Genomic DNA, 24,244 nt, shown 5'->3' on the forward strand with positions numbered 1-24,244 from the left:
TCTAGAAGTATCCTTCGGTCTTGCGGTCTTCCATTCCCGCGGCGGAAATGCGGTCATCGGCGCGGGTGGCTCCACGTTCGGTGACGGTGGCGATAGCTAATTCGTCGAGCACCTTGGCGACGGTGTCGGCTTCTGAGAGCACTGCGCCGGTGCAGCTGGCATCGCCCACGGTGCGGTAACGAACCTGCTTGATGACTACTGGCTCGTCTTCATTGGGCTGGCTGACCGGGGTGAGAGCCCGCCACATGCCATCGCGTTCGAAGACCTGGCGACAATGCGCAAAGTAGATCGAAGGAAGCTCAATGTTTTCGCGTTGGATATATGCCCAGATATCGCGTTCGGTCCAGTTGGAAATGGGGAAAGCGCGTACGTGCCAGTCCGGCTCATGACGGCCGTTGTACAGGCTCCAAATTTCAGGGCGCTGATTGCGTGGATCCCAAACACCGAACTCGTCACGCAAAGATAGGATGCGCTCCTTGGCGCGGGCCTTGTCCTCGTCACGGCGAGCCCCACCAAAGACAACATCAAATCCGTTGTTTTCAATGGTGTCCAACAGGACGCGGGTCTGCAGTCGGTTACGGGTTCCATCGGGCAATTCGGTCAATTCACCGCGGTCGATGTATTCCTGTACCGAACCGACCACGAGGTTCAGACCGTACTTCTGTACGACCGAATCACGGAAATTGAGTACTTCCGCGAAGTTGTGGCCGGTGTCGATGTGCACCACAGGGATGGGAACGCGCAGGGGTGCCACGGCCTTGGCCAGTAAGTGCAGAACCACAACGGAGTCTTTACCGCCGGAGAAGAGCAGACCTGGCTTCTCAAATTCGGCGAGTACTTCGCGGATGATGTGAATGGATTCGGCTTCCAGAGCGTCCAAGACGCTGCGCTGGGTGCCGGTGGGGGCGTTAGCGGTAATAGTCATGGTGTGCTCCTTAGATGTGAAGGCCGCATTCGGTCTTGTTCAGTCCAGCCCAACGGCCAGCACGAGGGTCCTCACCCTCGGCCACCGGGCGGGTGCATGGTTCGCAACCAATGGATGGGTAACCGTTGGAGAGCAGTAGGTTTACTGGGACCTGTTTGTCAGTGGCATAGTCGATCAGCTCATCAAAGCTCCACGGTGCCAAGGGGTTGAACTTGATCAGCCCGTTCTTCTCGTCGAAGGTCACTAGTGGAGTATTGGTGCGTGTCGGTGCTTCATCCCGGCGAACCCCGGTGAACCAGGCGCTGTATCCTTTCAGGGACTTAGCTAGCGGATCGACCTTGCGCATCTGGCAGCACTGGGTCGGGTTACTCGCGAAGAGGTCTTTGCCGTACTTAGCGTCTTGTTCAGCCACGGTCAGTTCTGGCAGCACGTCAACGACATTGACGTCCAAGACGCGGGCGACTTCATCACGGGTGCCATGTGTTTCCACAAAGTGGTAGCCAGTGTCGAGGAAGAGTACATCGACCTTGGGTAGCTGTTCGGAAACTACGTGTGGCAATACCGCGTCAGCCATGGAGCAGGCCACGGCGACTTCAGTGGGGTCCAAATGCTTGGCGGCGAAGGCGACGACCTCGGCAGCAGAGGCGTCCCAGGCAAGTTCTTCGGCGCCTAGCCGCGCGATTTCACGCAGTTCAGCTTCGCTCCGGGTGCGGTTTGGGGTCTGTTGGCTCATTTCAGTTCATCCTCTTCGGCACGGTGGGCCCAGGCGGCGAAGGATTCGCCTTCTGCGGCCGAAGCCGAGTAGTTTTTGACAACACGTTCTACGTATTCGGGGAGTTCGTCGGCGGCGACCTTGAGGCCACGGACCGTGCGGCCCAGGGTGGCTTCACCGTTTTCAAATCCGGCCAAGGCGCCACCGAGGTGTACCTGGAAACCGGAGACCTGTTCACCTTGCTCATTGGTGATCAGTTGGCCCTTGAAGCCCACGTCTGCGGTCTGGACTCGGGCGCAAGAGTTCGGGCACCCGTTGACATGCAGGGACAGCTGGCGAGGTAGCTTGCCCTCATGGTCAGCCAAGCGTTCCTCAATTTTGGCGACTGCATCAATCATGGTGTCTTTGGTGTCCACGATGGCCAGCTTGCAAAATTCAATGCCGGTGCATGCGATAGCAGAGCGCTTAAATAGGCTCGGGTAAGCCTCCAAGCCCAAAGTACGAGCCGTGCCAACAAAGTCTTTAACCTGATCTTCGGCGATATCCAACGCGATGATCTTCTGGTGCGGGGTGGTACGCAGTCGCGTTGAACCATGCGCCTCAGCCAAATCAGCAAGCGCCGTCAGCGTCGTTCCCGAGACACGGCCTGCCGGTGCGGTCAGTCCGATGTAGAAGTTACCGTCCTTCTGCTCGTGAACACCGCTGTGATCCCCAGCTTCAGTGGGCTGATCCGGCAGCGGGCCATCAGGTAGTTCATAGCCCAAGTATTCGTCTTGCAGCACCTGGCGCATCTTTTCGGTGCCCCAGTCGGCCAGCAGGAATTTCAGGCGGGCCCGGTTACGCAGACGGCGGTAACCGTAATCACGGAAGATGGAGACGATACCTTCCCAGACATCGGGGGCTTGTTCTTCGGTGACAAAGGCGCCGAGTCGTTCGCCCAGACGCGGGTTGGCGGACAGTCCACCGCCCACCCACAGGTCGTAGCCGGCACCCAGTTCGGGGTGCACGGTACCGATCAATGCGATGTCGTTGATTTCGTGCACCACGTCTTGGCTGGGGTGGCCGGTGACTGCGGTCTTGAATTTGCGTGGCAGATTCGCAAATTCTGGTTTGCCGATGTAGCGGCGGGAGATTTCAGCAATGACCGGACTTGGATCAATGATCTCGTCCTTGCTAATACCGGCAACTGGTGATCCTAGGATCACGCGGGGCACGTCGCCGCAGGCCTCGGTAGTGTGTAGCCCGACGGCTTCTAGTCGCTGCCAAATCTCTGGGACGTCAACCACGTCAATCCAATGCAGCTGTACGTTCTGGCGGTCCGTCAAATCTGCGGTGTCGCGTGCGAATTCTGTGGAGATTTCTCCGATGACGCGCAGTTGCTGCGTGCTCAGCGCGCCACCGTCGATGCGAACGCGAAGCATGAAGTAGCGGTCTTCGAGTTCTTCAGGGCTCAGCGTCGCGGTCTTGCCGCCGGGGATGCCCTGGGCACGTTGGGTGTAAAGGCCCCACCAACGGAAGCGACCGTGCAGATCCTCTGGATCAATGGAATCGAAGCCCTGCTTCGAGTAGATTTCCTCGATGCGTTGGCGCACGTTCAGGCCGTTGTCGGCGGCCTTCATCTCTTCGTTGGTGTTCAACGGTGCGGGACCGTCGATCTTCCATTGACCGTTGGGCTTTGCCGCCCTTTTAGGACGAGCGGGTGTGGTTGTCTGCGTCATGCCATCCAGCGTAAGAACTCACCCCAGGGGGTCAGCAACCACGAGTAGTCACATGACTGTTGGTTGACTACAGACTTAGAACTTCGTCATCTGGCGACATAAAACCCGCCGTTTTAAGCGTCTCTTTAAGTCGTACAAGGAAACATTGCGCAATAGTTACGTCAGGCAGAAGTGGCTTTGTCACCACTTCGGCTCCCGTGCTAATCAGCTTGTTTTGGAAGTATCCGTCAGCCAACAAGGAACTCAGAACGACAACCGGGCGTTTGCTTGCGTTCTGAACCACCTCAGAAATACGAGGATTCGCCCCAGCACAGTAGCCAACAGTCACTTCACGATCTAGGATGCGCGAAATCTGTGCCGCCAGATCCTGGATCTGCTGTTGTCCGATCTCCAGTCGAGTCCCGGCACCAGCCAGAGCAAGCACGGGATCACCCTCTAGGTACTCTTGCGCCCGGTCCGCGAGTACCTGAGCCAATTGTGGCGTTGGACCTAACGGACCGGCCGCCACAGTATTGGCTTTCGAAGCCACTGCCCGTGCGATGTCTGAGGTCGTGTGCACCCCATCGGAAACTAACAGTGGAAGAACGACTGCCGGTTCCTGCTTTGGCAAGGAAGCGACAACGTCATCCAATGACGGCTGTTGCACATCTACATAGGCTTCATGCCATATCAAGGATGCTGCAATTTGGTCCTTAGAAAGCTCTTCTAACTGGGCCCGCAATTCATGGATCAGTTGTTGACCATGCTCATTGTCGGTACCGTGCGAGGTAGCAACTACGTGAATAACGCGCTGATCTGTTTGGCTCATGGGTAAATCCTCACCATCGGAGTACACACTGGTTATTACTGGTTATTTCGCGTTGCGAATCAGCTTGTGGTTCGCGGCCTGCGCCTGTGGTCGAATGACGATTTCGTCGAGGTTGACGTGGGCCGGCGCGCTGACGGCGTAGCGGATGACTTCAGCAACATCTTCAGCCGTCAAAGGATTCTCCACCCCTGCGTAAACACTGTCTGCGGCACTTCGGCTACCGAGACGTCGCAGCGAGAATTCTTCCGTTTGCACCAGTCCTGGCAGGATCTCGATGACGCGCAAGCCGTTTTCTACCTCTTCCAAACGCAAGGCTTGGGTCATGGCACGCTCTGCGGCCTTTGCTGCGTTGTATCCGCTACCACCTTCATAGCTGGCCAGCGCTGCAGTTGACGTGACGTTCAGTACCGTTCCTCGTGTCTGGCGCAACTGTGGCAGCAAGGCTCGAGTCAGGCGCATGGTTCCCATGACGTTGGCTTGCCACATGAATTCCCAGTTCTCGTCTACCGCGTCTGCCCAATATTCCGTGCCACGTGCGCCACCGGCACAGTTCACCAGCGTGTCAACGCCGCCGGCAGCTTCAACAGCCTTGGTCAGTTCGTCCACATCATTTTGGACACTGACATCTGCAGGAAGTGCAATGGCACCAGTGAGTTGTGCGAGCTCCTCCAGGCGGTCAGCGCGGCGTGCGACCGCGAAGACAGTCCATCCTTGATCGCGTAGCGCGCGAACGGTTGCTTGACCAATACCGCTAGAAGCGCCGGTGACTACTGCAGAACGTGTTGAGCTATTTTCTTTGTTGTTCATAGCGACAACTCTATGACTACTTCATTGCCAGTTGGTAAGGCATGAATTTCTCTTACATTTCAAACCTGCAGAACACTGTGAACTTCGGCATTGCGCTGATGCTTCTGCATTTGACCGGATGAACTTATGGATCCCGGTAATGATGGTTTTCAATGGCGTTTTGTCTGCGCTTGACTCTTCGTGGCGCAAGCCATGGGAAACAATGCCTAGGTGGCCCGTAAAACATGAAAGAATAAAGCCATGGCAGAAGAAAACTTGGGCACAGACACGCCCGCAACGGTTTCCGTTCCTGACAAGCCAGCTTTGGAAGGCTTGGAAGAACGTCTTTCGTCCCGGTGGCGCACCGAGGGCACCTATCACTTCAACGAGGACACGACCCGCGAGGCCGTCTACTCCATCGACACTCCCCCACCCACGGCATCAGGTTCGTTGCACGTAGGACACATGTTCTCCTACACGCAGACCGATGTTTTGGCTCGATACCAGCGCATGAATGGCAAGAACGTTTTCTACCCACTGGGTTGGGACGACAACGGTCTGCCAACTGAGCGCCGTGTACAGAACTACTTCGGCGTTCGTTGCGACCCAACGAAGCCATACATTGAGGGCTACCGTCCACCAGAAAAGCCGGCTAAGAACCAGCGTGACTGGGACGTCATTAGCCGTAAGAACTTCATTGAGGTCTGTGAAGAGCTAGCAGTAGAAGACGAGAAGGTCTTCGAGCAACTATTCACCACTCTTGGTCTTTCCGTCGACTGGCGGATGACCTACCGCACCATTGATGACAATTCACGGGCTGCATCTCAGCGTGCTTTCTTGGATAATCTGGCCAAGGGCGACGCTTACATGGCCGAAGCCCCAACTTTGTGGGACGTTACCTTCCGTACCGCTGTCGCCCAAGCTGAACTGGAAGACCGTGAGATGCCGGGCGCTTACTACCGCTACGGTTTTGACACCGAAAACGGCGAGAAGGTCTTCATCGAAACCACGCGCCCAGAGCTGTTGGCAGCTTGCGCCGCACTGGTTGCTCACCCAGATGATGAGCGTTACCAGCACCTGTTCGGAAAGACCGTCACCTCACCAATCTTCGGTGTTCCGGTTACCGTTTACCCGCACCCGCTGGCTCAGGCCGACAAGGGTTCAGGTATCGCCATGGTATGTACCTTCGGTGACCTGACCGACGTCACCTGGTGGCGCGAACTGCAGCTTCCAACCCGTGCCATCATTGGCCGCGACGGTCGCATCCTTGCTGACACCCCTGAATGGATCACCAGTGAGGCTGGCCAGGAAGCCTACGCCCAGATTTCAGGTAAGACTGTCTTCTCCGCCAAGGAGACCATGGTCGAACTGCTTTCTGCCGCTGATCTGCTTGATGGGGAACCTAAGAAGATTTCCCGTCCGGTGAACTTCTTCGAAAAGGGCGATAAGCCTTTGGAAATCGTTACCTCCCGTCAGTGGTACATCCGCAACGGTGGTCGAGATGAGGAACGTCGCGAGCAAATGATTGCCCGTGGCAAGGAAATCGACTTCCACCCATCGTTCATGCGTTCGCGCTATGAAAACTGGGTTTCGGGGCTGAACGGTGACTGGCTGGTTTCACGTCAGCGCTTCTTCGGCGTGCCGGTACCTGTGTGGTACCAGGTCGATGAGCACGGCGAGCCAAACTACGATGCACCGCTGCTTCCAAGCATTGAGCAGCTTCCTGTTGACCCTGCCGCGGATGCGCCTTCGGGTTACACCGAAGATCAGCGCGGAGTTGCCAATGGCTTCGTTGGTGACGCTGACGTATTGGATACCTGGGCAACCAGTTCCTTGACGCCACAGATTGTTGGTCGTTGGGGCCGTGATGATGACTTCTTCTCGAAGGTTTACCCCTTCGACTTGCGTCCTCAGGGCCACGACATCATCCGTACCTGGCTCTTCTCTACTGCTGTTCGTGCTGACTCCCTGCACGATAGTGCGCCATGGAAGCACGCAGCGATTTCGGGCTGGATCCTGGATCCGGACCGCAAGAAGATGTCCAAGTCCAAGGGCAACGTTGTAGTTCCTAATGAGGTACTGGACCATTTTGGTGCGGACGCTGTACGCTACTGGGCTGCCAGTGCCAAGCTTGGCGCTGACACCGCTTATGAAGTGAACCAGATGAAGATTGGCCGTCGCTTGGCCATCAAGATCTTGAACGCTTCAAAGTTCGTGCTCAATCTGGGTGCTACCGATGCAAATGTTTTGACCGACGATGCTGCGGTTGTTACCAATGGACTGGACCGTTCGCTGCTGGTTCGCCTGTCGACCGTGATCGAAGATGCCAAGCGCGCCTTTGATAACTACGACTACGCGCGCGCTCTGGACATCACCGAGTCATTCTTCTGGTCGTTCACCGACGACTATGTAGAGCTGGTGAAAGACCGTGCCTACGGTGGTCACGGAGAAGCAGAGCAGGCTAGTGTCTTGGCAACTCTTGCCACGACTTTGGATTCTGTACTTCGTCTATTTGCTCCATTCCTGCCTTTCGCTACAGAAGAGGTTTGGGGATGGTGGCGTACGGGTTCTGTACACCTGACCCAGTGGCCAAGTACTGAACACCTGGCAAGTGCCATTGAAGGCGCTGATCCAGAGGTACTACCGCTTGTTGGCGTTGCACTATCTGGAATTCGCAAGGCCAAGTCTGATGCTAAGGTCAAGCAGCGCACCGAGGTCCTCTCCGGGGAAATCCATGCGCCCGCAGCCCAGGTTGCTCAGCTGCACGCTGGCTTCGAAGATTTGAAGTCCGCGGCCAATGCACGCGAGTTGACGCTAGTTGAAGCAGACGGTGAGCTCAACGTGACGAACGTGGAGCTAGCACCTACTGAAGATGCTTAGTAGTTATTAGTAAAAACGAGTTGGGCGGCCATTCCACTAGGAATGGCCGCCCAACTCGTTTTAGCTCTTGTCCTCGTCCGTCTTTGGCTTTGACGGTGAAGGACGAATGAGCTTCCGAGGTTCTGCTTCGCGCCGACGCTTCTCGGTGAAGTAATCAAGTTGTTCGTCGGTTCGTTGCTCCACTTGATGCCGACTTGATGGGCGGTTTTGCCCATCCATTGACGAGTGTTTTTGTGGCATCGTGTCTTCTTTCTCTATGAACGCCGGGATGAGCCCCATCGAATCCTCTTCCCCGGCTTTCATTGATTCTAGTTCTGTGCGTTCTGGTAAGCCTGCTGGATTACCGAGCCCCAGTAAGGACCGAACATCGTATTGCGTACAGAGTTATAGCCAAAGCTATTCACCGAGTTCTGGTACGAGGATGAACCCGAGCCCAAGAACCAAGGCCCTCCCGAGGAGCCACCGGTCATGTTGCAAGAAATTCCCTGCGACTGTGATTGGCCAAATGGGTCTGCTGAGGCTGAACCAGCACAGGATTGCAGGGTCTCGCCATTGAATGGCGAGGCTGCAGGGTAGCCGAATGCGGTGTAGTACTCACCACGTGGCTGGTTGAAGGCAACACCTGATGCGCCGACGGTGTCGGTCAGTGTTGAACCGCTACTGTTCGAGACAACAGCAAATCCTGTGTCGTAGGTGATGTCGCCGTCGTTTGACCATTCGGACGTGGTGACAAGTTCAGTGGCAGCAAAAGTACCGTACGGGGTTTTGCCGTTTTCATAGGCGGGAGCAAACACCCAGCGTGTGGCGAAAGCACCGGGGCCTTCATTCAAGCAGTGACCAGCCGTAGAGACGGTGGATTCATTGGCTGACACTACTGCGTTTCCCGAACACACGTAGTCCTGGCCGCCGAGGGTGAAAAAGACTTTACCGATGTGAGAAACGGGGGCCACTTGACCGCGGGTCTTCCCACCAGCTTTGAAGTTCGTCTTGGCAGCATTTTTGTTAGCAGCGTGCCCTGGAACTTTGGTCGCCTTGTTGGTGTCGACTTTGGCTGAAGATCCCGACTTTCCAGCGACGAGGCTATCAGCGCTCTTGGCTGCCTTCATACGGTCAACAGTCCAGTAATCAATGGCCGACTCAGCTGACCCTGACGATATTTTAATCGATTCGATCTCATCGCCCGACGTAGCCGGAGCCGCAACCGCAAAAGGTGCCGTGCTGAGCATCAACGCTCCAGCCAAAAGCGCTGCACCGGCCAGCTTATGTCGGCCTTTGACCTTCACGGAACTGGCCTTTAATGAACGAACTTGCACGATATAACTCCTTGTCCAGTGGCACATGACCACTATCGATGGGGGTGCTCTTGCACTCGTGCAAATTAGTCAAACACACACTTCACACAATTTCTACAGGAATTTTTCCCTCCGCTACGTCCAACAAGAACCGTTATTTAGGGAATGACTGTGAAGTAATTCTGATCCTCACAGATAAAAGGGATCTCAATAATCGTCCGTGCAAGATGAGCTATTTTATGGGTCGCTGATCCTATCTCGCGCCCCACTCCCCCGCGAAATCGGTTCTCCGCGGGCTTTACCCGAGCCAAAGGCAGGAACACCAAAAACATGGACAGAGACAACAGAAAATCTGAAAGGAATAACACCGGTAACAGATACTTTGGCACGATGATGCAACGGTGCGAACTGGAAAATATTAACGACAACTAGAGCTTAAAAATGAATTTGACGGCCAACGGCGATCAGACCTCAGGATAATTCGAGCGAAGATAAAGCCAAAAAGTGTCGAGAATAGATCAGGTGTTTCACCATGAACCGTTGGACGGGGCCACGCGAAGGTGACAGTTTTGCATACTAGTAGCGTTTGCGGATCAACGGAATTGATGCAACGCCAAGAAGCGCAGCCACGACAGCCGTGACGATGAAACTTGTCGATAGCCCGTTGGTGATTTGATCATAAATAGCGCGCGCTAGGTCCGCGTTGACATTCGATAGTAGTCGCTCTTGAATGAAGTCTGGAATGAGTGTTTTCAACGCAATGAAGCTCAATCCAGTTGCGACTGCAAGCCACAGCAGGCCCCTTGCAAGATACTTCGGAGCCAACAAGATTCCAGCAATGAACACGGCTGCGTTCAAATAGATGGCCCACGGACCAATACTGTCCACCGCAAGGTAGATTTTTTGCACCGTTGGCAACGCATCGTTTTGAATCAATTTTAGATTCCAGTTGAAGCTGTCTCCTGTCGGTAGATCAGGAATGCCGAACCCAGTCAGCGTCTTGACGATCCCAGCGAAGACCTCGTCGAGCTTAAAAGTAAGGTTACCTGCATCATCCAAGGTTGCCGAACTCTGACCGTTGAAAATAAGGTCAGTTTTCTGATGGCTAGTTCGTAAGGCGGACTCCCATGTTGTGGCGAAGTCTTCAGATTCAACAACCCGCAGGGTTGCTGACTTGATCGCCTCGTTTGCCTTTGAAGCAATTTCGTCAGCAGGAATTACGGTCGATAGCCATCCATCGCCGGTAATGGCCTCTAGACGTTGCTCAATCTGAAGGTGTCCAGAAATCGACTCCGCGACTTGCCCCGAAACAAGCTGTTGAAGGTCATTATTCTCTGCAAGTGGTCCCAGAGTCTTTACGAAACCGTCAGTGTCCGTCAGGTGCCCTGAGCCCCAAAGCGATCCGATGGAGAGAGGAGCTGCAATTACAGCGACTGAGACACAGATAATTGAAGCGATTCTACGCCAAAGAGAAATTTGCTTACGGTTTTCCATGGCGTACTCCCTAGAGACGATGGTTTCCTATCGCGGATTCAGATAGGTACATGACAAAACAAAACGATAGGGCGCCAGCCACATAGTTTTTGGTGGCTTAATGCATTGAAGGACGTCCCAGAGATGAGGACGTCCTTCAATCCGCACTGTGGACGCATTTAGTCGAAAGTAGGGCTCTCGGTACGAGTACGCTTCATTTCAAAGAAGTATGGGAACGAGGCCAGTTGCGCAGCAGCATCGAACATTTTTCCTGCGTCTTCACCGGTTGGAACACGGGTAATAACTGGACCGAAGAATGCAACACCGTCGACAGCAACGATAGGGGTACCTACGTCCTGGCCGACCTTGCTAATACCATCCTCATGACTTGCTCGAAGAGCGTCGTCGTTCGCATCGGTGTGCGCAGCTTCTGCCAGCTCTGCAGGAAGTCCAGTCTTTTCGAGTGCCTTCTTGATGACTTCGTCGCGATCTGAAATCTTCTCATAGTGGAGCAGCTCGCCCATTGCGGTGTAGAGGGCATCTTTCACTTCTTCACCGTGTAGTTCAGCAGCCTTAATAACCACGCGCACTGGACCCCATGAATCGTCCATCATCGCACGGTAGTCTTCAGGCAAATCACGGCCCTCGTTGAGGACCGATAGGCTCATAACATTCCAGGAAACTTCAATATCACGAACTTTTTCAACTTCCTTAATCCAGCGGCTCGTTGCCCAAGCAAACGGGCAAATAGGATCGAACCAGAAGTCGACGTGCTGACGATCAGCCATGAGATACCAACTTTCCTATAAGAATCAATCTACAAAACAAAAACGGGTTATGCGGATTTCTTATCCCGCTTTGCCACCACTGCATGCGACAGCATTGCTGGCTCTTCACCATCAATCACCGTAGCTCGTGTGACGACTACTTCGGCGATGTCCTCACGGCTCGGCAAATCAAACATGACTCCCCCGAGAGTTTCTTCGAGGATCGAGCGAAGACCACGTGCTCCGGTCTCACGTTCAATGGCAAGCTCAGCGACGGCATCCAGTGCCGACTGATCAAAGCTCAGCGCTACCCCGTCCATCTGGAACATCTTCTGGTACTGCTTGAGTAATGCATTCTTTGGTTCAGTCAGCACCCGTACAAGTGCTTCCTTATCAAGATGCTCCACTGTCGTAATGACCGGCAGTCGTCCAATAAATTCTGGAATCAAACCGAACTTCAGCAGGTCTTCTGGACGAACATCTGAATATGAAGCAGTTTCGCTCTTAAGCGCCGTCAACGGCGCTCCAAAGCCAATGCCTTTTTGACCGGCGCGGGAGGAAATAATCTCTTCCAAACCAGCGAAGGCACCAGCGACGATAAAGAGGATGTTCGTGGTATCGAGCTGAATGAAATCCTGATGTGGATGCTTACGTCCGCCCTGCGGTGGCACCGCTGCCACAGTGCCTTCAAGAATTTTCAGTAAGGCCTGTTGCACGCCTTCGCCCGACACGTCACGCGTAATCGATGGGTTTTCACTCTTGCGTGAAATCTTGTCTATTTCATCGATGTAGATGATGCCAGTTTCGGCCTTTTTGACGTCGTAGTCTGCAGCTTGCAGCAACTTCAGCAAGATATTTTCTACGTCTTCGCCAACGTAGCCAGCTTCGGTCAGGCTCGTTGCATCGGCAACCGCGAAGGGTACATTCAACTTCTTCGCAAGGGATTGTGCAAGGTAGGTCTTGCCGCACCCGGTAGGGCCGATCAACATGATGTTGGACTTAGAGACTTCCACTTCACCCAGTGGGTCTTCATTCGTCAACGCAGCTACTGGACTGTGTTCCTGATTGCCGTGAATACGCTTGTAATGGTTATATACCGCAACAGACAGGGCACGCTTCGCGTTCTCCTGACCAATCACATATTCCTGGAGCGAATCGAAAATTTCTCGTGGCTTCGCTAGAGAGAATTCCTCGTGCACCTGTTCTTCAGCGAACTCCTCTGCAATGATTTCATTGCAAAGCTCAATACACTCGGTACAGATGTAGACACCATGGCCTGCAATTAGCTTCTTAACCTGCTTTTGGCTCTTCCCGCAGAAAGAACATTTCAGCAGATCCGAGCCTTCACCCATGCGTCCCATCGCACCATTCTCCTGTTTACTTGAGTAGCTGTGGACTTACTCAATTCTAGGCTAGTTGTCCCCCAAATTAGATGAATATGGCGGTTTACCTGTGTTGCGCCACTTCATTATTGCGAAGTGCGCTCACTGGGTAAACCGCCATTCATCGGGGATTATTCCGTACTACAGTTAGCTGCCGAGCTGAGCGCGGTTCAGCTTACGTGGTGTGAGTACCTCATCCACGATGCCGTAGGCCTTAGCTTCTGCGGCGGTCATGAACAGGTCGCGCTCCACGTCGTCGCGAACCTTCTCGACTGGCTGGCCTGAATGGGAAGCCAGAGTATCCTCCAGCCAACCACGCATACGCATTACTTCTTCTGCCTGAATCTGCAGATCCGTTGCGGTACCGCGTTCGCCGCCACCCATCGCTGGCTGGTGGATCAATACGCGAGCATTTGGCAACGCCAGTCGCTTACCTGGGGTGCCGGCAGCCAGCAGAACAGCTGCAGCTGATGCTGCCTGTCCCAAGCAAACCGTCTGCACCTCTGGACGAATGAACTGGATCGTGTCGTAAATGGCAGTCATCGCGGTGAACGAACCACCTGGCGAGTTGATGTACAAGGTAACATCGCGCTCTGGATCCATGGATTCGAGAACCAGCAGCTGTGCCATGACATCATCGGCAGATGCGTCATCGACCTGTGCACCGAGGAAGATAATGCGATCCTCGAAGAGCTTTGCGTATGGATCCTGGCGCTTGAACCCGTAAGGGGTGCGCTCTTCGAACTGAGGAAGAATGTAGCGAGCCGATGGCATCTGGCCACTAACGGCTTCAGGATTGAAGTTCATGGTTATCTCCTAGGACAAATCTTTGGGTATCGAGTGGTGGGTTCGACTACTGGCGTTCTACTCCGCCACCACCAGTGACAGATCCGGCGTGCTTTGCGATCTGGTCGAAGAACCCGTAGGCAAGTCCTTCTTCTGCGGTGAACCACTTGTCACGCTGATTATCAATCAGAATCTGCTCGACAGTCTGACCGGTCTGCTCGGCGGTCAAATCACTCATGACCTTCTTCATGTGCATGATCAGCTCTGCCTGAATCTTGATGTCCGAAGCAGTACCACCGATGCCACCCGATGGCTGGTGCATCAAGATACGAGCGTTCGGCGTTGCAAAGCGCTTGCCTGGAGTGCCCGAGGACAGCAGGAACTGGCCCATCGAAGCTGCAAGGCCGGTAGCTACGGTGACAACATCGTTCGGGATGAAGTTCATCGTGTCGTAGATGGCCATGCCTGCGGTGATCGAACCGCCTGGCGAGTTGATGTAAAGGTAGATGTCCTTTTCAGGATCCTCTGCCGAAAGCAGAAGCAACTGCGAGCAGATGGCATTCGCATTGTCGTCGCGGACTTCAGAGCCCAGCCAGATGATGCGCTCCTTGAGCAAGCGGTTGTAGATGTAGTCATCACGGCTGGCCGGATCGACGGCTGCCATAGTAGGAGTGCGCGAATCATTTGACATGTTCTCTACCTCTTCCAAACGTGTAGATCAGATTCTGGAATATCTATTTCTTATCCCAAAGCTGCAACTGGTTACTTTGAGATTACTTACTTCAAGGCTTTCATGGGGCGATTCATGCCCTTGTTTCGCTCACGGCGCATGACGCACGCCGGCAGCGAACAAAAATGGCCATTGGCCGCCCATTTCTAGGCGGCCAATGGCCATCTGAGTCTAAAAAGACTACTTTGCTTCTTCGGTTTCTACCTCAGCAGCTTCGTCTTCGCCTGCTGGCTTCACGAAGGAAGTCAGGTCTACAGCGGCACCATTGGAGTCGGTGACGGTAGCGAATTCAAGAACCTTTGCCAGTGCCTTGCGACGACGAACTTCGCCCATGAGCATTGGAACCTGGCCTGCGCCGTCCAGCATCTGTGCGAACTGGTTTGGCTCCATGCCGTACTGGCCAGCGGTCTGAACGATGTAATCGATCAGCTCGGACTGCTCAACGCCAACTTCCTCGGCATCTGCAACAGCGTCCAGGATGATTTCGTTCTTGAAGGCACGCTCGGTGTTCTCGCGAACCTCTGCACGGTGCTCTTCGGTGTCGTGGCCTTCTTCAGCGTCTGGAGCGTTGAAGTGCTGCTCGATCTGCTCATCGATGACCGAAGCTGGGACAGGAACCTCTACCAGCTCAACAAGCTTGTCCAGAACCAGTTCGCGAGCCTCTACGCCCTGCTCAACGATCTTGCCCTCGGCAGCGTCCTTGGCCAGGTTCTCGCGCAGTTCTGCGATGGTGTCGAACTCGGAAGCAAGCTGAGCGAAGTCATCGTTTGCTTCTGGCAGTTCGCGCTGCTTCACAGCGTTGATGACAACCTTGACGGTTGCAGCCTTGCCGGCGTGCTCGCCGCCAGCCAGGGTGGTTTCGAAGGTTGCGTCTTCGCCAGCGGACAGACCGGTCACGGCCTCGTCCATGCCCTCAAGCATGTTGCCGGAACCGATCTGGTAGGACAGGCCCTGTGCGGAGTCGACCTCTTCGCCCTCTACCGAAGCGGTGAGGTCGATGGTGACGAAAGAGTCTGCAGCAGCTGGTGCTTCAACTTCCTTCAGGGTCCCGAAGCGGCCACGCAGGTCGTCGAGAGCCTTCTCGATGTCCTCGTCAGCAACTTCCTTGGCCTCAACAGAAACTTCGATGCCCTTGTACTCTGGCAGTTCAACCTTCGGGCGGATGTCTACTTCGAGGGTGAAGACCAGCTGGCCCTCGCCTTCCTTCTCGATCGAAGGCAGCTCGGTGATGTCAACCTCTGGGCGGGACAGTGGGGTGAGTTCGTTCTCAACCATGGCCTGCTGGTAGTAATCGTTCAGACCTTCGTTAACTGCGGTCTCAATGACGTAGCCACGGCCAACGCGCTGATCGATCAGGCGGGAAGGTACTTTGCCCTTACGGAAGCCAGGGATCTGAATCTGCTGAGCGATGGTCTTGTACGCCTCATCGACGCGGGGCTTCAGTTCCTCGTAAGGAACTTCAACGGTCAGCTTAACCCGGGTCGGGTTGACGTTTTCGACGGCGCTCTTCACAGCGTTGTACTCCTGAGTTGTTTAATATTAGGTCTAATCTGCAAAAAACCCCGCAACATGGTGGCGTTGCGGGGTTGTTCGACAGAGTCGGGGTGACAGGATTCGAACCTGCGACCTCACGCTCCCAAAGCGCGCGCTCTAGCCAAGCTGAGCTACACCCCGATTAGCAGTGAACAGTCTAACCCGAGTTATCCTGTATCCACTAATCGTTTGTGATGCTTACTAGTTACCTTTGACGGTCTTTAGTGATCACAAGATCTAAATTATATTTAGCTCTCAATCTTTATGTCCATAGATCCTAAGATTTCAGTACATAAAGTCGGGGTGACAGGATTCGAACCTGCGACCTCACGCTCCCAAAGCGCGCGCTCTAGCCAAGCTGAGCTACACCCCGATTAGTCAACGATTCACTAATTTTCGCAGCGAACACGTCTAACCGTTAGTTGGCGAATCTGATGAATTATTACTAACCCTCAGTTTCATTGAATCCAATTTCTTGGATTCTTACTATGGTCAAATTCCTTTGATCCATAATGTCGGGGTGACAGGATTCGAACCTGCGACCTCACGCTCCCAAAGCGCGCGCTCTAGCCAAGCTGAGCTACACCCCGATAAAGCTCGGAAAACCTTACTTCATCTGGACATTTCGTCCTGCGAACAACTGGGGAATCATTTGTTTCCCGTGCTGATCACAAGAAACTAAGTTACACGGGTTCGAACCAAAAGCAAAATCGAGTGTTCGTCATGTCTTTGCGCGAAAGGAGCCAAATTCCGCGAAATTCCGGTAATCACACGCTTGATTTGGGGTGCTTTGAAGATATACGTGAGTTGAATAACAGGAATATTCCAATATTCGCACGCCTGCGCCTCATGATTGGATGAGCGCGACCTTGAGCATCATGCGAGTGCATGGCCTCGTGCCGCAAGATTTTCGTCAGGGTCTTTGGCGATCACTTAACAACATTTCTGCGACGAGGACCCATCAGCAACAAAAGTAAATGCTCGGCGCCGGCCAGAGCACAAAAACCCAAGTTACGACGAAAAGACCCCGCTGAGCGGAGTCTTTTCTTTTGGAGGGGATGACGGGAATCGAACCCGCGTAATCAGTTTGGAAGACTGAGGCTTTACCATTAAGCTACATCCCCGTTTCGAAGCTTTTGCGCTTCGAACAAGATTGAGTCTAGACCATAAAAGATGCGCTTTGCAAATCGGGCATTCCCCGCCTCACTTGGAGCCTCTCAATTAGCACCAAGAAATAGCAACTCAAAGCAACACACGCCGAAAGATCTGAGAAAAACTATTTCGTTGGTCTCATTTTCTCCCGCAATCGCCTATTTATCTTTTTGTCGAGGTAGCTTTTGGCACTTTGGGCACCAATAAAGTTTTCTTGCTGCTACTTCCGTCATCGAAATTTGTCCCGAGCACCTGCGGCAGCTCATTCCTTGACGCTGATAGACGTAGTAGGCGTTGTCGGGCCACACTGGTAACCCTTCTTGACGGTCTTCAGGGAAAGTCGTGATGATCTTTCCGTCACGAACTCCATCTTCCATGACCGAGACGATATCCAGCCAGAGTCTCTTGGACTTCTGTGCAGAAAGTTGGTTCGCGGGAAGTTCGGGTGAGATTCGATTGCGAAAGAGGGCTTCGGCGCGATAAATATTGCCGACGCCACTAATGACACTTTGGTTCATGAGTGTCGTTCCAATGGCTGTTTTGGTACGAGCCAGGTTCCTTCGAAACTCTTTATAGCCTGCTTCTAGAGCCGCTTGTGGCGCATCTGAGCTCACTTGAGTCCTCGAAGATTGAAAATCAAGTGCGGCGCGCTCTAATGGATCTGGACCTAATTTACTTAATTGGATCTGTACTTGGTCGAAGTCCAATACTTCGCAGGCAGTCGGTCCACGCAAATCGGCCCAGCCATGTTCTGAGACTATGCGCGCTCGGACAGCACCGACAGGCTCAGGTGGTCCAGCATAATCAACAGGAGCGTCGTCGCCCGATACTTCCTTTTCGCCGATCTTGCGTGGAGCTCCAATTGAAGAAGCACCGACAAAATGGCTGTCCCCTCCAAAGCTGAATGCTCCGTAGAGCCCAAGATGCACGCGGAGGTACAGGTCATTGGAAAACCTGCAAAAAAGCTGCTTGCCCTTTGCAAAAGCCTGATCAAGTTGTTCGCCGTCTATACGTTCAGCATCTACGCTAAATCGTCCTTGTGGCGATGAAATTCGAACCTCTTGCCCGCCAAAGACGTCGTCAATTTGGCGGGCAAGGCGGTGAAGGGAGTGTCCTTCAGGCACGATTAGTCGATGACCTCGCCAGTAGTTTCATAGGTTGCAATCTTGCCGATACGCCGCACGTGACGCTCTGCTTCGCTGAACGGCTCAGCCAAAAATGCCTCGATAAGTTCCGCGGCCTCTTCAACCGAGTGCTGACGTCCGCCAACAGCGATGACATTGGCGTCGTTGTGCTCGCGGGCAAGCTTCGCGGTATCCATGTTCCAGGCGAGGGCCGCACGAATGCCTTCAACTTTATTGGCAGCGATCTGCTCTCCGTTGCCCGAGCCTCCCAGGACAATTCCTAGTGCGTCCACCCCTGCTCGCTGATCCGCTACGACAGCCTTAGCAGCATTGATGCAGAAGGCTGGGTAGTCATCTTCCGGATCATAGGAATTCGGACCATGGTTCACCATTTCGTAGCCCTTGGCGGTGAGGTGTTTCACCAAGTAATCACTCAGCTCGAGTCCGGCATGGTCAGTAGCGATATGCACGCGCATTATCTTTAGCCTCATATATCTGGGAGGGGGCAAATACTTTCTCATCTACCTTAGCGATTACGAGTGAACTGATCGTCATATTGAGCCAGCTAGACGGTATTTTTACGGATCCGCACTGTGCCAGAGGACCTAAAGCGCCATGTTTTCAGTGCAAAACTAAAAACTGAGTAAATTGATCCCTGAGATGACTTGCTTTACACCCCGCTCCCGGTGACACAATATACAAATATTCAATATCCGTTTCACAACTGATTCGGGTATACGCCTCATGAAGAACTGGAGACCCCATGCCAGGAATGAACCTCACTCGCGACGAGGCTTCAACTCGCGCAGAACTGATCAATGTTGATAGCTATGAGGTGATCCTGGATCTTACTCGCGGCGAGCGAGTATTTACCTCTCAAACCACCGTACGTTTCAGCGCCGTCGAGGGTTCATCCACATTCATCGATGCAGTGACTGACTCGGTCCGTTCAATCACACTCAATGGCGTTGCTCTAGACCCAGCAGAAATCTCCGATGGCATCCGGATTCAGCTACCGAACCTAGCCTCGGAAAACACCTTGTCAATTGACGCCGACGCGCTCTACATGAATACCGGTGAGGGTCTTCACCGTTTCGTGGATCCGGTGGATAACGAGGTTTACCTGTACACGCAGTTTGAGGTGGCAGATTGCCGTCGAATGTTTGCTGTTTTTGAGCAGCCAGATCTCAAAGCAACCTTCCAATTCACGGTGACAGCCCCCAAGTATTGGAATGTTATTTCCAATGCTCCAACCCCTGCGCCCTCCGAACAGGGCGAGGCTGCTACCTGGTCGTTTGCACCTACGGAGCGCATTTCTTGCTACATCACCGCATTGATCGCTGGACCGTACCAGGTAGCCCGTGATTCGCTCGTTTCTTCTAGCGGTCGAACCGTTGAGCTTGGCGTTTTCGCCCGTGCGTCAATGATGGAATACCTAGATGTTGAAAATATCGTGACCATCACGCGCCAGGGCTTCGAGTTCTACGAAAAGAACTTCGGTGTCCCCTACCCCTTCGAAAAGTACGACCAACTCTTCGTACCTGAGTTTAATGCTGGAGCGATGGAAAATGCTGGCGCGGTAACGTTCCTCGAAGAATACGTGTTCCGTTCCCGCCCAACCGGTGCCATGATTGAACGCCGTGCCATCACCATTTTGCATGAACTTGCCCACATGTGGTTCGGCGATCTTGTCACCATGAAGTGGTGGAACGATCTGTGGCTCAATGAATCCTTCGCTGAATTCATGTCTACCCTGGCAGCGGCACAGAACACTGAGTTCTCCGGTGCCTGGACAACGTTCAACTCGCTCGAGAAGAACTGGGCCTACCGTCAGGATCAGCTGCCTTCGACGCACCCTATCGTGGCACCGATTAATGATCTCGAAGACGTTGAAGTTAACTTCGATGGGATCACCTACGCCAAGGGCGCCAGCGTTCTGCGTCAGCTCGTAGCTTTCGTCGGTCAGGAAGAATTTATGGCTGGCGTTCGCGAGTACTTTGCCAAGCATGCATGGTCCAACACCGAACTGCCGGACCTGCTTCGCGAATTGGAGGCCTCCAGCGGTCGCGATCTGAGCGGTTGGGGCGCGCAGTGGCTTGAAACTGCCGGAGTGAATACTCTCACCGCAGATATCAACACCGATGACGCAGGAATCATCACTTCCTTCATCATTCGCCAATCCGCAGTTGCTGAATACCCAACTATTCGACAGCATCGTCTAGCGATCGCTTTCTATAGTCTCGATGATGCCGGCACGCTACAACGTGTCCACCGTGAAGAACTCGATATCTCTGGTGAATCGACGCAGGTTGATGCCTTGATTGGCCTTGCACGTCCAGACTTGGTCTTGCTCAACGACGACGACTTGACCTATGCAAAAATCCGTTTGGATGAAGTTTCCCTGGCTACTGCTACTGAGCACTTGAAAGATTTCAACGAGTCACTGCCTCGCACTTTGGTTTGGTCAGCGGCTTGGGACTCGGTGCGCGATGCAGAGTCTCCAGCAAGTACCTACGTTCAGCTGCTGCTGAACAACATTGGCCATGAGGTTGATTCTTCGGTAGTTATGGTTCTGTTGCGTCAGCTAAATACCGCACTAGACCAGTACGTTGCTCGCGAACACAGCGAAGAATTATCGGTCCAGGCTGCAGATCGGTTGTGGGAGTTGGCCAACGCAGCGCAGTCCGGATCGGATGCACAATTGCAACTGGCAAAGTCCTTCGCGCACCGTTCCCGCACCGCGCAACAGCTCGATCGCGTCCAGGGATTGTTTGACGGATCGCTGGTCCTTGACAGGCTGGAAATCGATACTGATCTTCGTTGGTCTCTGGCCATCGCCCTGAGCGCTGGTGGACGACTGACTGATGAACAAATCGACGCAGTGTTGGCACAAGACGACACGGCAAAGGGGAAGGCTTCGTGGTACACCGCGCGCGCATCACGCCCGACTTCCCAGGCCAAGGATCAGGCGTTCGAAGAAGTTGCAGCTGCCACTTTGTCTAATGACCAGCAGAGCGCGGTAATTGCCGGATTTAACAACGTGCATGACTCGTCGCTGATTGCCGGCTACACCGAGAAATACTTCGGTGTGCTCATCAATGCATGGGAAACCTATTCGCACGAAATGGCCAAACAAATTGTGCTCGGTCTTTACCCAAGTTCGCAGATCTCACAGGAGACGTTGGATCAGACTGACGCGTTCCTTGAAACCCTCGGCGAGAAGCACCCGGCACTACGTCGATTGTTGACCGAGTCGGCTGCTGATGTACGACGTGCGCTTGCAGCACGCGGTGCTGATGCCTGATTCGTATCTTTAGCAAATAAGTCACATTCGCCGGTGTACTAGGAGCCGATCAGGCTCTTGGTACACCGGCGTATTTTAAAAGTGTAAGAATGAACTTATGGATCTATCGCGACATGGGTATCAAATCAGCCTGGAGTGGACTGGGAATCGCGGTACGGGGACACAAACTTACCGAGGTTACGGACGCGACCACATAGTGCGCGCTGACGGTTTGCCCGATCTTCCTGGCACCGCCGATCCGACCTTTCATGGCGATAAAGACCGCTGGAATCCGGAGCAACTGTTACTCGCTGCCTTGAGCCAATGCCATATGCTCTCTTATCTGCACCTTGCCGTGAACCAGGGCGTCAACGTCACTGGTTATCGAGACTCCGCGGATGGGATTCTTCGTCTTAACAGAGACAACAGTGGTGAATTCATTCAAGCGGTTCTTCACCCCACGGTTATTCTTGCCGACGAGACTCAACGTGAACTCGCCGACGCATTGCATGAACAAGCCAACAAGGTGTGCTTTATCGCCAGATCCGTCAACTTCCCGGTTCTTCATGAACCGATCATGCCGAGCCTGCTTAAAGGAACTGAAAATGAGTGAACGTCCAGAACTACCGCATACTGTCAGGTCTGCACCGTTAAATAGGCCCATCGTATTAGGGCCTTCGACACAGGAATTTCTTGACCTCGCGGAGCTACCCGTTGATGTTTCCCAGTACCCTGGTACTTTCTACTCCGAGGTTGGTGGGCGCGAAGTCTTTGCGAAACTAACCAAGGCTTTTTATGCCTCAGTAGCTGAAGATACGGATTTTCGCGCAATGTATCCGGAAAAAGATTTACATCCTGCGCAGGTTAGATTGCAGCTTTTCCTCGAACAATACTGGGGCGGCCCAACCACATATTCCGAGCATCGTGGCCACCCTAGATTGCGAATGAGACACGGTAATTTCCCCGTGAATTCCCACTACCGCGACGTATGGCTGGCGCATATGAACAAAGCTATCGATCAGTCGGGACTATCACCACTGCATGCAGAGACGCTCAGAGACTATTTCGAACGTGCAGCCCACTCATTGCAAAACACACCGGACTGATCTTAATCCAAAATGGGACGGAACCACATTTGGTTCCGTCCCAAATTTGTCTCGCCAGATTGCTAGCCAAGCAGCGAAGATTGACGAAGGACAGCATGCCCACGACCGTTGCTAATTCGGTGCCATGCTCCTTGCTTGAGCACTCGGCTTTCACCATCGGTGGATAAGAAGCCCAACGCATGCATAGCGAAAGCAGCTCCCATTGGCAAAGCTGGGGTTTGATCAGCGATGGTTGAAGACCAAATACGTTGACGAATTTGGGAGATCACCGGTTTACCAGGGTTCTCAGGTAATGCTTGCGCTACAGCATCAATACCTGCCTGCGCGGCTTGGGATAGGTCACGATCGGCAATCGTTCCGGCTTCTTCCCATCCGGAAAGTGGAACCGATATCCCAGCCCATCGAGCCGTAGCCTCCACTGGAGGTAAAGAAAACTCAACGGACGAATCTGCCATTCTGGCCAATCGATCTTGAATAGATGACAGTGAATAGCTTGCATTTATCTCAGCAGGTTGAGCGAGACGATGCACGCGCATCCCTAAAATCGTGTATTGACCCTGCCCCAATTCAGCTGGTACCAGAACAGGTACATATACAGCCAGCGCGGTGCCACGCGCAACAAAAAGTGCAGCATCATCTTCAATAGTTTTTGCCCGACTAATAAAGTTCGCAAGATCGCTTACGGAATTTACATCGTCAAAAATCAACACATCACTTGCCATATATTAATGCTCTCACGCTCCCCCAACATGAATCCGCATAATTAGCTTATGGCGTGATGTGCTCGCGAAAATTCGTATAGATTACCTATGAGCAGGGAAAACCGCTCGACAACATTACCGCCGAGTAATATTGTGTTTGGTTCTACCCCACAGCACTGCAAGGAGTTCAAACCGTGGCCGAAGACCTAGGTACTACCCAGATATTGTTAGACCTTCTGAACTTAGATGGCGACAATAAGGCACGAACTGACGAAGACATATTCGTCGGCCAGACGCCAAAGCAAAACCGTAACCGGGTCTTTGGCGGACAGGTACTTGCTCAATCGATCATGGCCGCCACCCGTACCGTCGAGGGCTCTCGTCCGATGCATTCGCTGCATGGCTACTTCTTGCGTCCCGGAGATCCTAACCAAAACATCACCTTCGGTGTTCAGCGTCTTCGTGATGGCCGGTCTTTCTCAGCTCGACGGGTTCATGCTTACCAAAACGGTGAGCCAATTCTTTCGATGATTACTTCCTTCCAGGAACCGGCAGAGGGTCTTGAACATCATGATCCGATGCCACTAAACGTGCCAGATCCTGATTCCCTTCCCACAACTGCAGCACTCGTGGGGCATCTGGACCATCCGGTTGCCAAAGAGTGGGCTTTTGAACGACCTTTCGATATTCGTCACGTAACTGAGCCGGTCTATCTAGCAGGCGATAAGAGTCCAATAGCTGATAGCGCGGTCTGGTTGCGAACGACGTCAGCTATGCCGGACGACTTGAGTCTGCACCGCGCGGCCTTGGCCTACGCCAGTGATTACGTGCTGTTGGAACCAGTATTGCGTGCTCATGGCCTGGCATGGGTACACCCAGGTTTGAGTCTAGCCAGCCTTGATCACGCGATGTGGTGGCATCGAGACTTGAGGGTCGATGAATGGCTGCTGTATGTTCTACACTCCCCTTCAGCGTCCTCGGCCCGAGGTCTTGGAACTGGACAGTTCTTTAACCGTGAAGGACAGCTAGTAGCAACTGTCGCTCAAGAGGGCATGATTCGTTTGCCTGAATTCGGTAAGAACTAAG

At 53.5% G+C, this 24,244-nt stretch carries 21 protein-coding genes and 4 tRNA genes; 5 read left to right on the forward strand and 20 right to left on the reverse strand.

Translation table 11 applies throughout. From position 1 onward, the window contains the following. Position 1: 1 nt before the first annotated feature. The 5 genes from cysD to QMQ05_RS09100 all read right to left on the reverse strand — a co-directional run bounded on the left by cysD (position 2) and on the right by QMQ05_RS09100 (position 4,970). Positions 2-925, reverse strand: a complete 924-nt coding sequence (gene cysD, locus QMQ05_RS09080; protein WP_345469399.1) for a sulfate adenylyltransferase subunit CysD — start codon at positions 923-925, stop codon at positions 2-4. A 10-nt stretch (positions 926-935) separates the two neighbouring features. Continuing rightward, a complete protein-coding gene (locus QMQ05_RS09085; protein WP_345469401.1) occupies positions 936-1,658 on the reverse strand; it encodes a phosphoadenylyl-sulfate reductase in 723 nt (240 codons plus the stop codon). Continuing rightward, positions 1,655-3,355, reverse strand: coding sequence for a nitrite/sulfite reductase (locus QMQ05_RS09090; RefSeq protein WP_345469403.1), 1,701 nt, complete (start codon positions 3,353-3,355; stop codon positions 1,655-1,657). The genes QMQ05_RS09085 and QMQ05_RS09090 overlap by 4 nt, the downstream gene beginning before the upstream one ends. 67 nt (positions 3,356-3,422) lie before the next feature. Next, the gene (locus QMQ05_RS09095; protein WP_345469405.1) at positions 3,423-4,163 is read right to left on the reverse strand and encodes a sirohydrochlorin chelatase; all 741 of its coding nucleotides are present in this window, start codon (positions 4,161-4,163) and stop codon (positions 3,423-3,425) included. A gap of 42 nt (positions 4,164-4,205) precedes the next feature. After that, a complete protein-coding gene (locus tag QMQ05_RS09100; protein ID WP_345469407.1) occupies positions 4,206-4,970 on the reverse strand; it encodes an SDR family oxidoreductase in 765 nt (254 codons plus the stop codon). A gap of 240 nt (positions 4,971-5,210) precedes the next feature. Here QMQ05_RS09100 and valS point away from each other — a divergent pair, with 240 nt between their 5' ends. After that, on the forward strand, positions 5,211-7,829 hold the full coding sequence (gene valS / locus QMQ05_RS09105; protein ID WP_345469409.1) for a valine--tRNA ligase: 2,619 nt from the start codon (positions 5,211-5,213) through the stop codon (positions 7,827-7,829). Positions 7,830-7,889: 60 nt separating this feature from the next. On the opposite strand, the gene QMQ05_RS09110 is transcribed toward valS, so the two are convergent. The 14 genes from QMQ05_RS09110 to QMQ05_RS09175 form a co-directional block, all read right to left on the reverse strand. Next, on the reverse strand, positions 7,890-8,069 hold the full coding sequence (locus tag QMQ05_RS09110; protein WP_345469410.1) for a hypothetical protein: 180 nt from the start codon (positions 8,067-8,069) through the stop codon (positions 7,890-7,892). A gap of 68 nt (positions 8,070-8,137) precedes the next feature. After that, the gene (locus QMQ05_RS09115) at positions 8,138-9,142 is read right to left on the reverse strand and encodes a trypsin-like serine peptidase (RefSeq protein ID WP_334123246.1); all 1,005 of its coding nucleotides are present in this window, start codon (positions 9,140-9,142) and stop codon (positions 8,138-8,140) included. A 555-nt stretch (positions 9,143-9,697) separates the two neighbouring features. Further along, complete coding sequence (locus tag QMQ05_RS09120; RefSeq protein ID WP_345469414.1) at positions 9,698-10,615, reverse strand: hypothetical protein; 918 nt, start codon at positions 10,613-10,615, stop codon at positions 9,698-9,700. A 158-nt stretch (positions 10,616-10,773) separates the two neighbouring features. Next, positions 10,774-11,382: a DsbA family oxidoreductase gene (locus tag QMQ05_RS09125; protein WP_345469416.1), complete on the reverse strand. Its 609-nt coding sequence runs from the start codon at positions 11,380-11,382 to the stop codon at positions 10,774-10,776. A gap of 47 nt (positions 11,383-11,429) precedes the next feature. Beyond that, positions 11,430-12,722: an ATP-dependent Clp protease ATP-binding subunit ClpX gene (gene clpX, locus QMQ05_RS09130; RefSeq protein WP_058254495.1), complete on the reverse strand. Its 1,293-nt coding sequence runs from the start codon at positions 12,720-12,722 to the stop codon at positions 11,430-11,432. A 168-nt stretch (positions 12,723-12,890) separates the two neighbouring features. Next, positions 12,891-13,550, reverse strand: a complete 660-nt coding sequence (locus tag QMQ05_RS09135; protein WP_058254496.1) for an ATP-dependent Clp protease proteolytic subunit — start codon at positions 13,548-13,550, stop codon at positions 12,891-12,893. Between the two features lie 46 nt (positions 13,551-13,596). Further along, positions 13,597-14,193 (reverse strand): ATP-dependent Clp protease proteolytic subunit, encoded by a 597-nt coding sequence (locus tag QMQ05_RS09140; RefSeq protein WP_028268560.1) that lies wholly within the window; start codon positions 14,191-14,193, stop codon positions 13,597-13,599. Between the two features lie 246 nt (positions 14,194-14,439). Then, complete coding sequence (tig, locus tag QMQ05_RS09145) at positions 14,440-15,771, reverse strand: trigger factor (protein ID WP_058254497.1); 1,332 nt, start codon at positions 15,769-15,771, stop codon at positions 14,440-14,442. Between the two features lie 87 nt (positions 15,772-15,858). After that, positions 15,859-15,933: transfer RNA gene (locus QMQ05_RS09150), tRNA-Pro, on the reverse strand. A 157-nt stretch (positions 15,934-16,090) separates the two neighbouring features. Beyond that, positions 16,091-16,165: transfer RNA gene (locus tag QMQ05_RS09155), tRNA-Pro, on the reverse strand. A 142-nt stretch (positions 16,166-16,307) separates the two neighbouring features. After that, positions 16,308-16,382 (reverse strand) — tRNA-Pro (locus QMQ05_RS09160). A 460-nt stretch (positions 16,383-16,842) separates the two neighbouring features. Continuing rightward, positions 16,843-16,916, reverse strand: a tRNA-Gly gene (locus QMQ05_RS09165). A 186-nt stretch (positions 16,917-17,102) separates the two neighbouring features. Then, positions 17,103-18,068, reverse strand: a complete 966-nt coding sequence (locus tag QMQ05_RS09170) for an Fpg/Nei family DNA glycosylase (protein WP_345469420.1) — start codon at positions 18,066-18,068, stop codon at positions 17,103-17,105. Positions 18,069-18,070: 2 nt separating this feature from the next. After that, positions 18,071-18,544, reverse strand: coding sequence for a ribose-5-phosphate isomerase (locus QMQ05_RS09175; RefSeq protein ID WP_345469421.1), 474 nt, complete (start codon positions 18,542-18,544; stop codon positions 18,071-18,073). 287 nt (positions 18,545-18,831) lie between these two features. Between QMQ05_RS09175 and pepN the strand changes: the two genes are divergently transcribed. From pepN to QMQ05_RS09190, 3 genes are all read left to right on the forward strand, one after another. Beyond that, positions 18,832-21,372: an aminopeptidase N gene (gene pepN / locus QMQ05_RS09180; RefSeq protein WP_345469422.1), complete on the forward strand. Its 2,541-nt coding sequence runs from the start codon at positions 18,832-18,834 to the stop codon at positions 21,370-21,372. 97 nt (positions 21,373-21,469) lie between these two features. Further along, positions 21,470-21,964, forward strand: a complete 495-nt coding sequence (locus tag QMQ05_RS09185; protein ID WP_345469424.1) for an OsmC family protein — start codon at positions 21,470-21,472, stop codon at positions 21,962-21,964. Next, on the forward strand, positions 21,957-22,457 hold the full coding sequence (locus QMQ05_RS09190) for a globin (RefSeq protein ID WP_345469426.1): 501 nt from the start codon (positions 21,957-21,959) through the stop codon (positions 22,455-22,457). The genes QMQ05_RS09185 and QMQ05_RS09190 overlap by 8 nt, the downstream gene beginning before the upstream one ends. A gap of 62 nt (positions 22,458-22,519) precedes the next feature. Here QMQ05_RS09190 and QMQ05_RS09195 read toward each other — a convergent pair whose 3' ends face one another. Next, the gene (locus QMQ05_RS09195; protein WP_345469428.1) at positions 22,520-23,179 is read right to left on the reverse strand and encodes a hypothetical protein; all 660 of its coding nucleotides are present in this window, start codon (positions 23,177-23,179) and stop codon (positions 22,520-22,522) included. A 173-nt stretch (positions 23,180-23,352) separates the two neighbouring features. Between QMQ05_RS09195 and QMQ05_RS09200 the strand changes: the two genes are divergently transcribed. Continuing rightward, positions 23,353-24,243, forward strand: a complete 891-nt coding sequence (locus QMQ05_RS09200; protein WP_345469430.1) for an acyl-CoA thioesterase — start codon at positions 23,353-23,355, stop codon at positions 24,241-24,243. The last annotated feature ends 1 nt before the right edge of the window (position 24,244 follow it).

Origin of the sequence: Glutamicibacter sp. B1 (assembly GCF_039602135.1) — a bacterium.
Classification (GTDB): domain Bacteria; phylum Actinomycetota; class Actinomycetes; order Actinomycetales; family Micrococcaceae; genus Glutamicibacter; species Glutamicibacter ectropisis.

What these genes read in the sequence shown, in the direction of transcription:
- QMQ05_RS09190 (WP_345469426.1), top strand. Translation starts at nt 21,957, where the DNA reads ATGAGTGAACGTCCAGAACTACCGCATACTGTCAGGTCTGCACCGTTA.
- QMQ05_RS09095 (WP_345469405.1), bottom strand. Translation starts at nt 4,163, where the DNA reads ATGAGCCAAACAGATCAGCGCGTTATTCACGTAGTTGCTACCTCGCAC.
- QMQ05_RS09085 (WP_345469401.1), bottom strand. Translation starts at nt 1,658, where the DNA reads ATGAGCCAACAGACCCCAAACCGCACCCGGAGCGAAGCTGAACTGCGT.
- pepN (WP_345469422.1), top strand. Translation starts at nt 18,832, where the DNA reads ATGCCAGGAATGAACCTCACTCGCGACGAGGCTTCAACTCGCGCAGAA.
- QMQ05_RS09100 (WP_345469407.1), bottom strand. Translation starts at nt 4,970, where the DNA reads ATGAACAACAAAGAAAATAGCTCAACACGTTCTGCAGTAGTCACCGGC.
- QMQ05_RS09135 (WP_058254496.1), bottom strand. Translation starts at nt 13,550, where the DNA reads ATGAACTTCAATCCTGAAGCCGTTAGTGGCCAGATGCCATCGGCTCGC.
- QMQ05_RS09090 (WP_345469403.1), bottom strand. Translation starts at nt 3,355, where the DNA reads ATGACGCAGACAACCACACCCGCTCGTCCTAAAAGGGCGGCAAAGCCC.
- QMQ05_RS09120 (WP_345469414.1), bottom strand. Translation starts at nt 10,615, where the DNA reads ATGGAAAACCGTAAGCAAATTTCTCTTTGGCGTAGAATCGCTTCAATT.
- valS (WP_345469409.1), top strand. Translation starts at nt 5,211, where the DNA reads ATGGCAGAAGAAAACTTGGGCACAGACACGCCCGCAACGGTTTCCGTT.
- QMQ05_RS09195 (WP_345469428.1), bottom strand. Translation starts at nt 23,179, where the DNA reads ATGGCAAGTGATGTGTTGATTTTTGACGATGTAAATTCCGTAAGCGAT.
- clpX (WP_058254495.1), bottom strand. Translation starts at nt 12,722, where the DNA reads ATGGGACGCATGGGTGAAGGCTCGGATCTGCTGAAATGTTCTTTCTGC.
- cysD (WP_345469399.1), bottom strand. Translation starts at nt 925, where the DNA reads ATGACTATTACCGCTAACGCCCCCACCGGCACCCAGCGCAGCGTCTTG.
- QMQ05_RS09175 (WP_345469421.1), bottom strand. Translation starts at nt 18,544, where the DNA reads ATGCGCGTGCATATCGCTACTGACCATGCCGGACTCGAGCTGAGTGAT.
- QMQ05_RS09140 (WP_028268560.1), bottom strand. Translation starts at nt 14,193, where the DNA reads ATGGCAGCCGTCGATCCGGCCAGCCGTGATGACTACATCTACAACCGC.
- QMQ05_RS09185 (WP_345469424.1), top strand. Translation starts at nt 21,470, where the DNA reads ATGGATCTATCGCGACATGGGTATCAAATCAGCCTGGAGTGGACTGGG.
- QMQ05_RS09110 (WP_345469410.1), bottom strand. Translation starts at nt 8,069, where the DNA reads ATGCCACAAAAACACTCGTCAATGGATGGGCAAAACCGCCCATCAAGT.
- QMQ05_RS09125 (WP_345469416.1), bottom strand. Translation starts at nt 11,382, where the DNA reads ATGGCTGATCGTCAGCACGTCGACTTCTGGTTCGATCCTATTTGCCCG.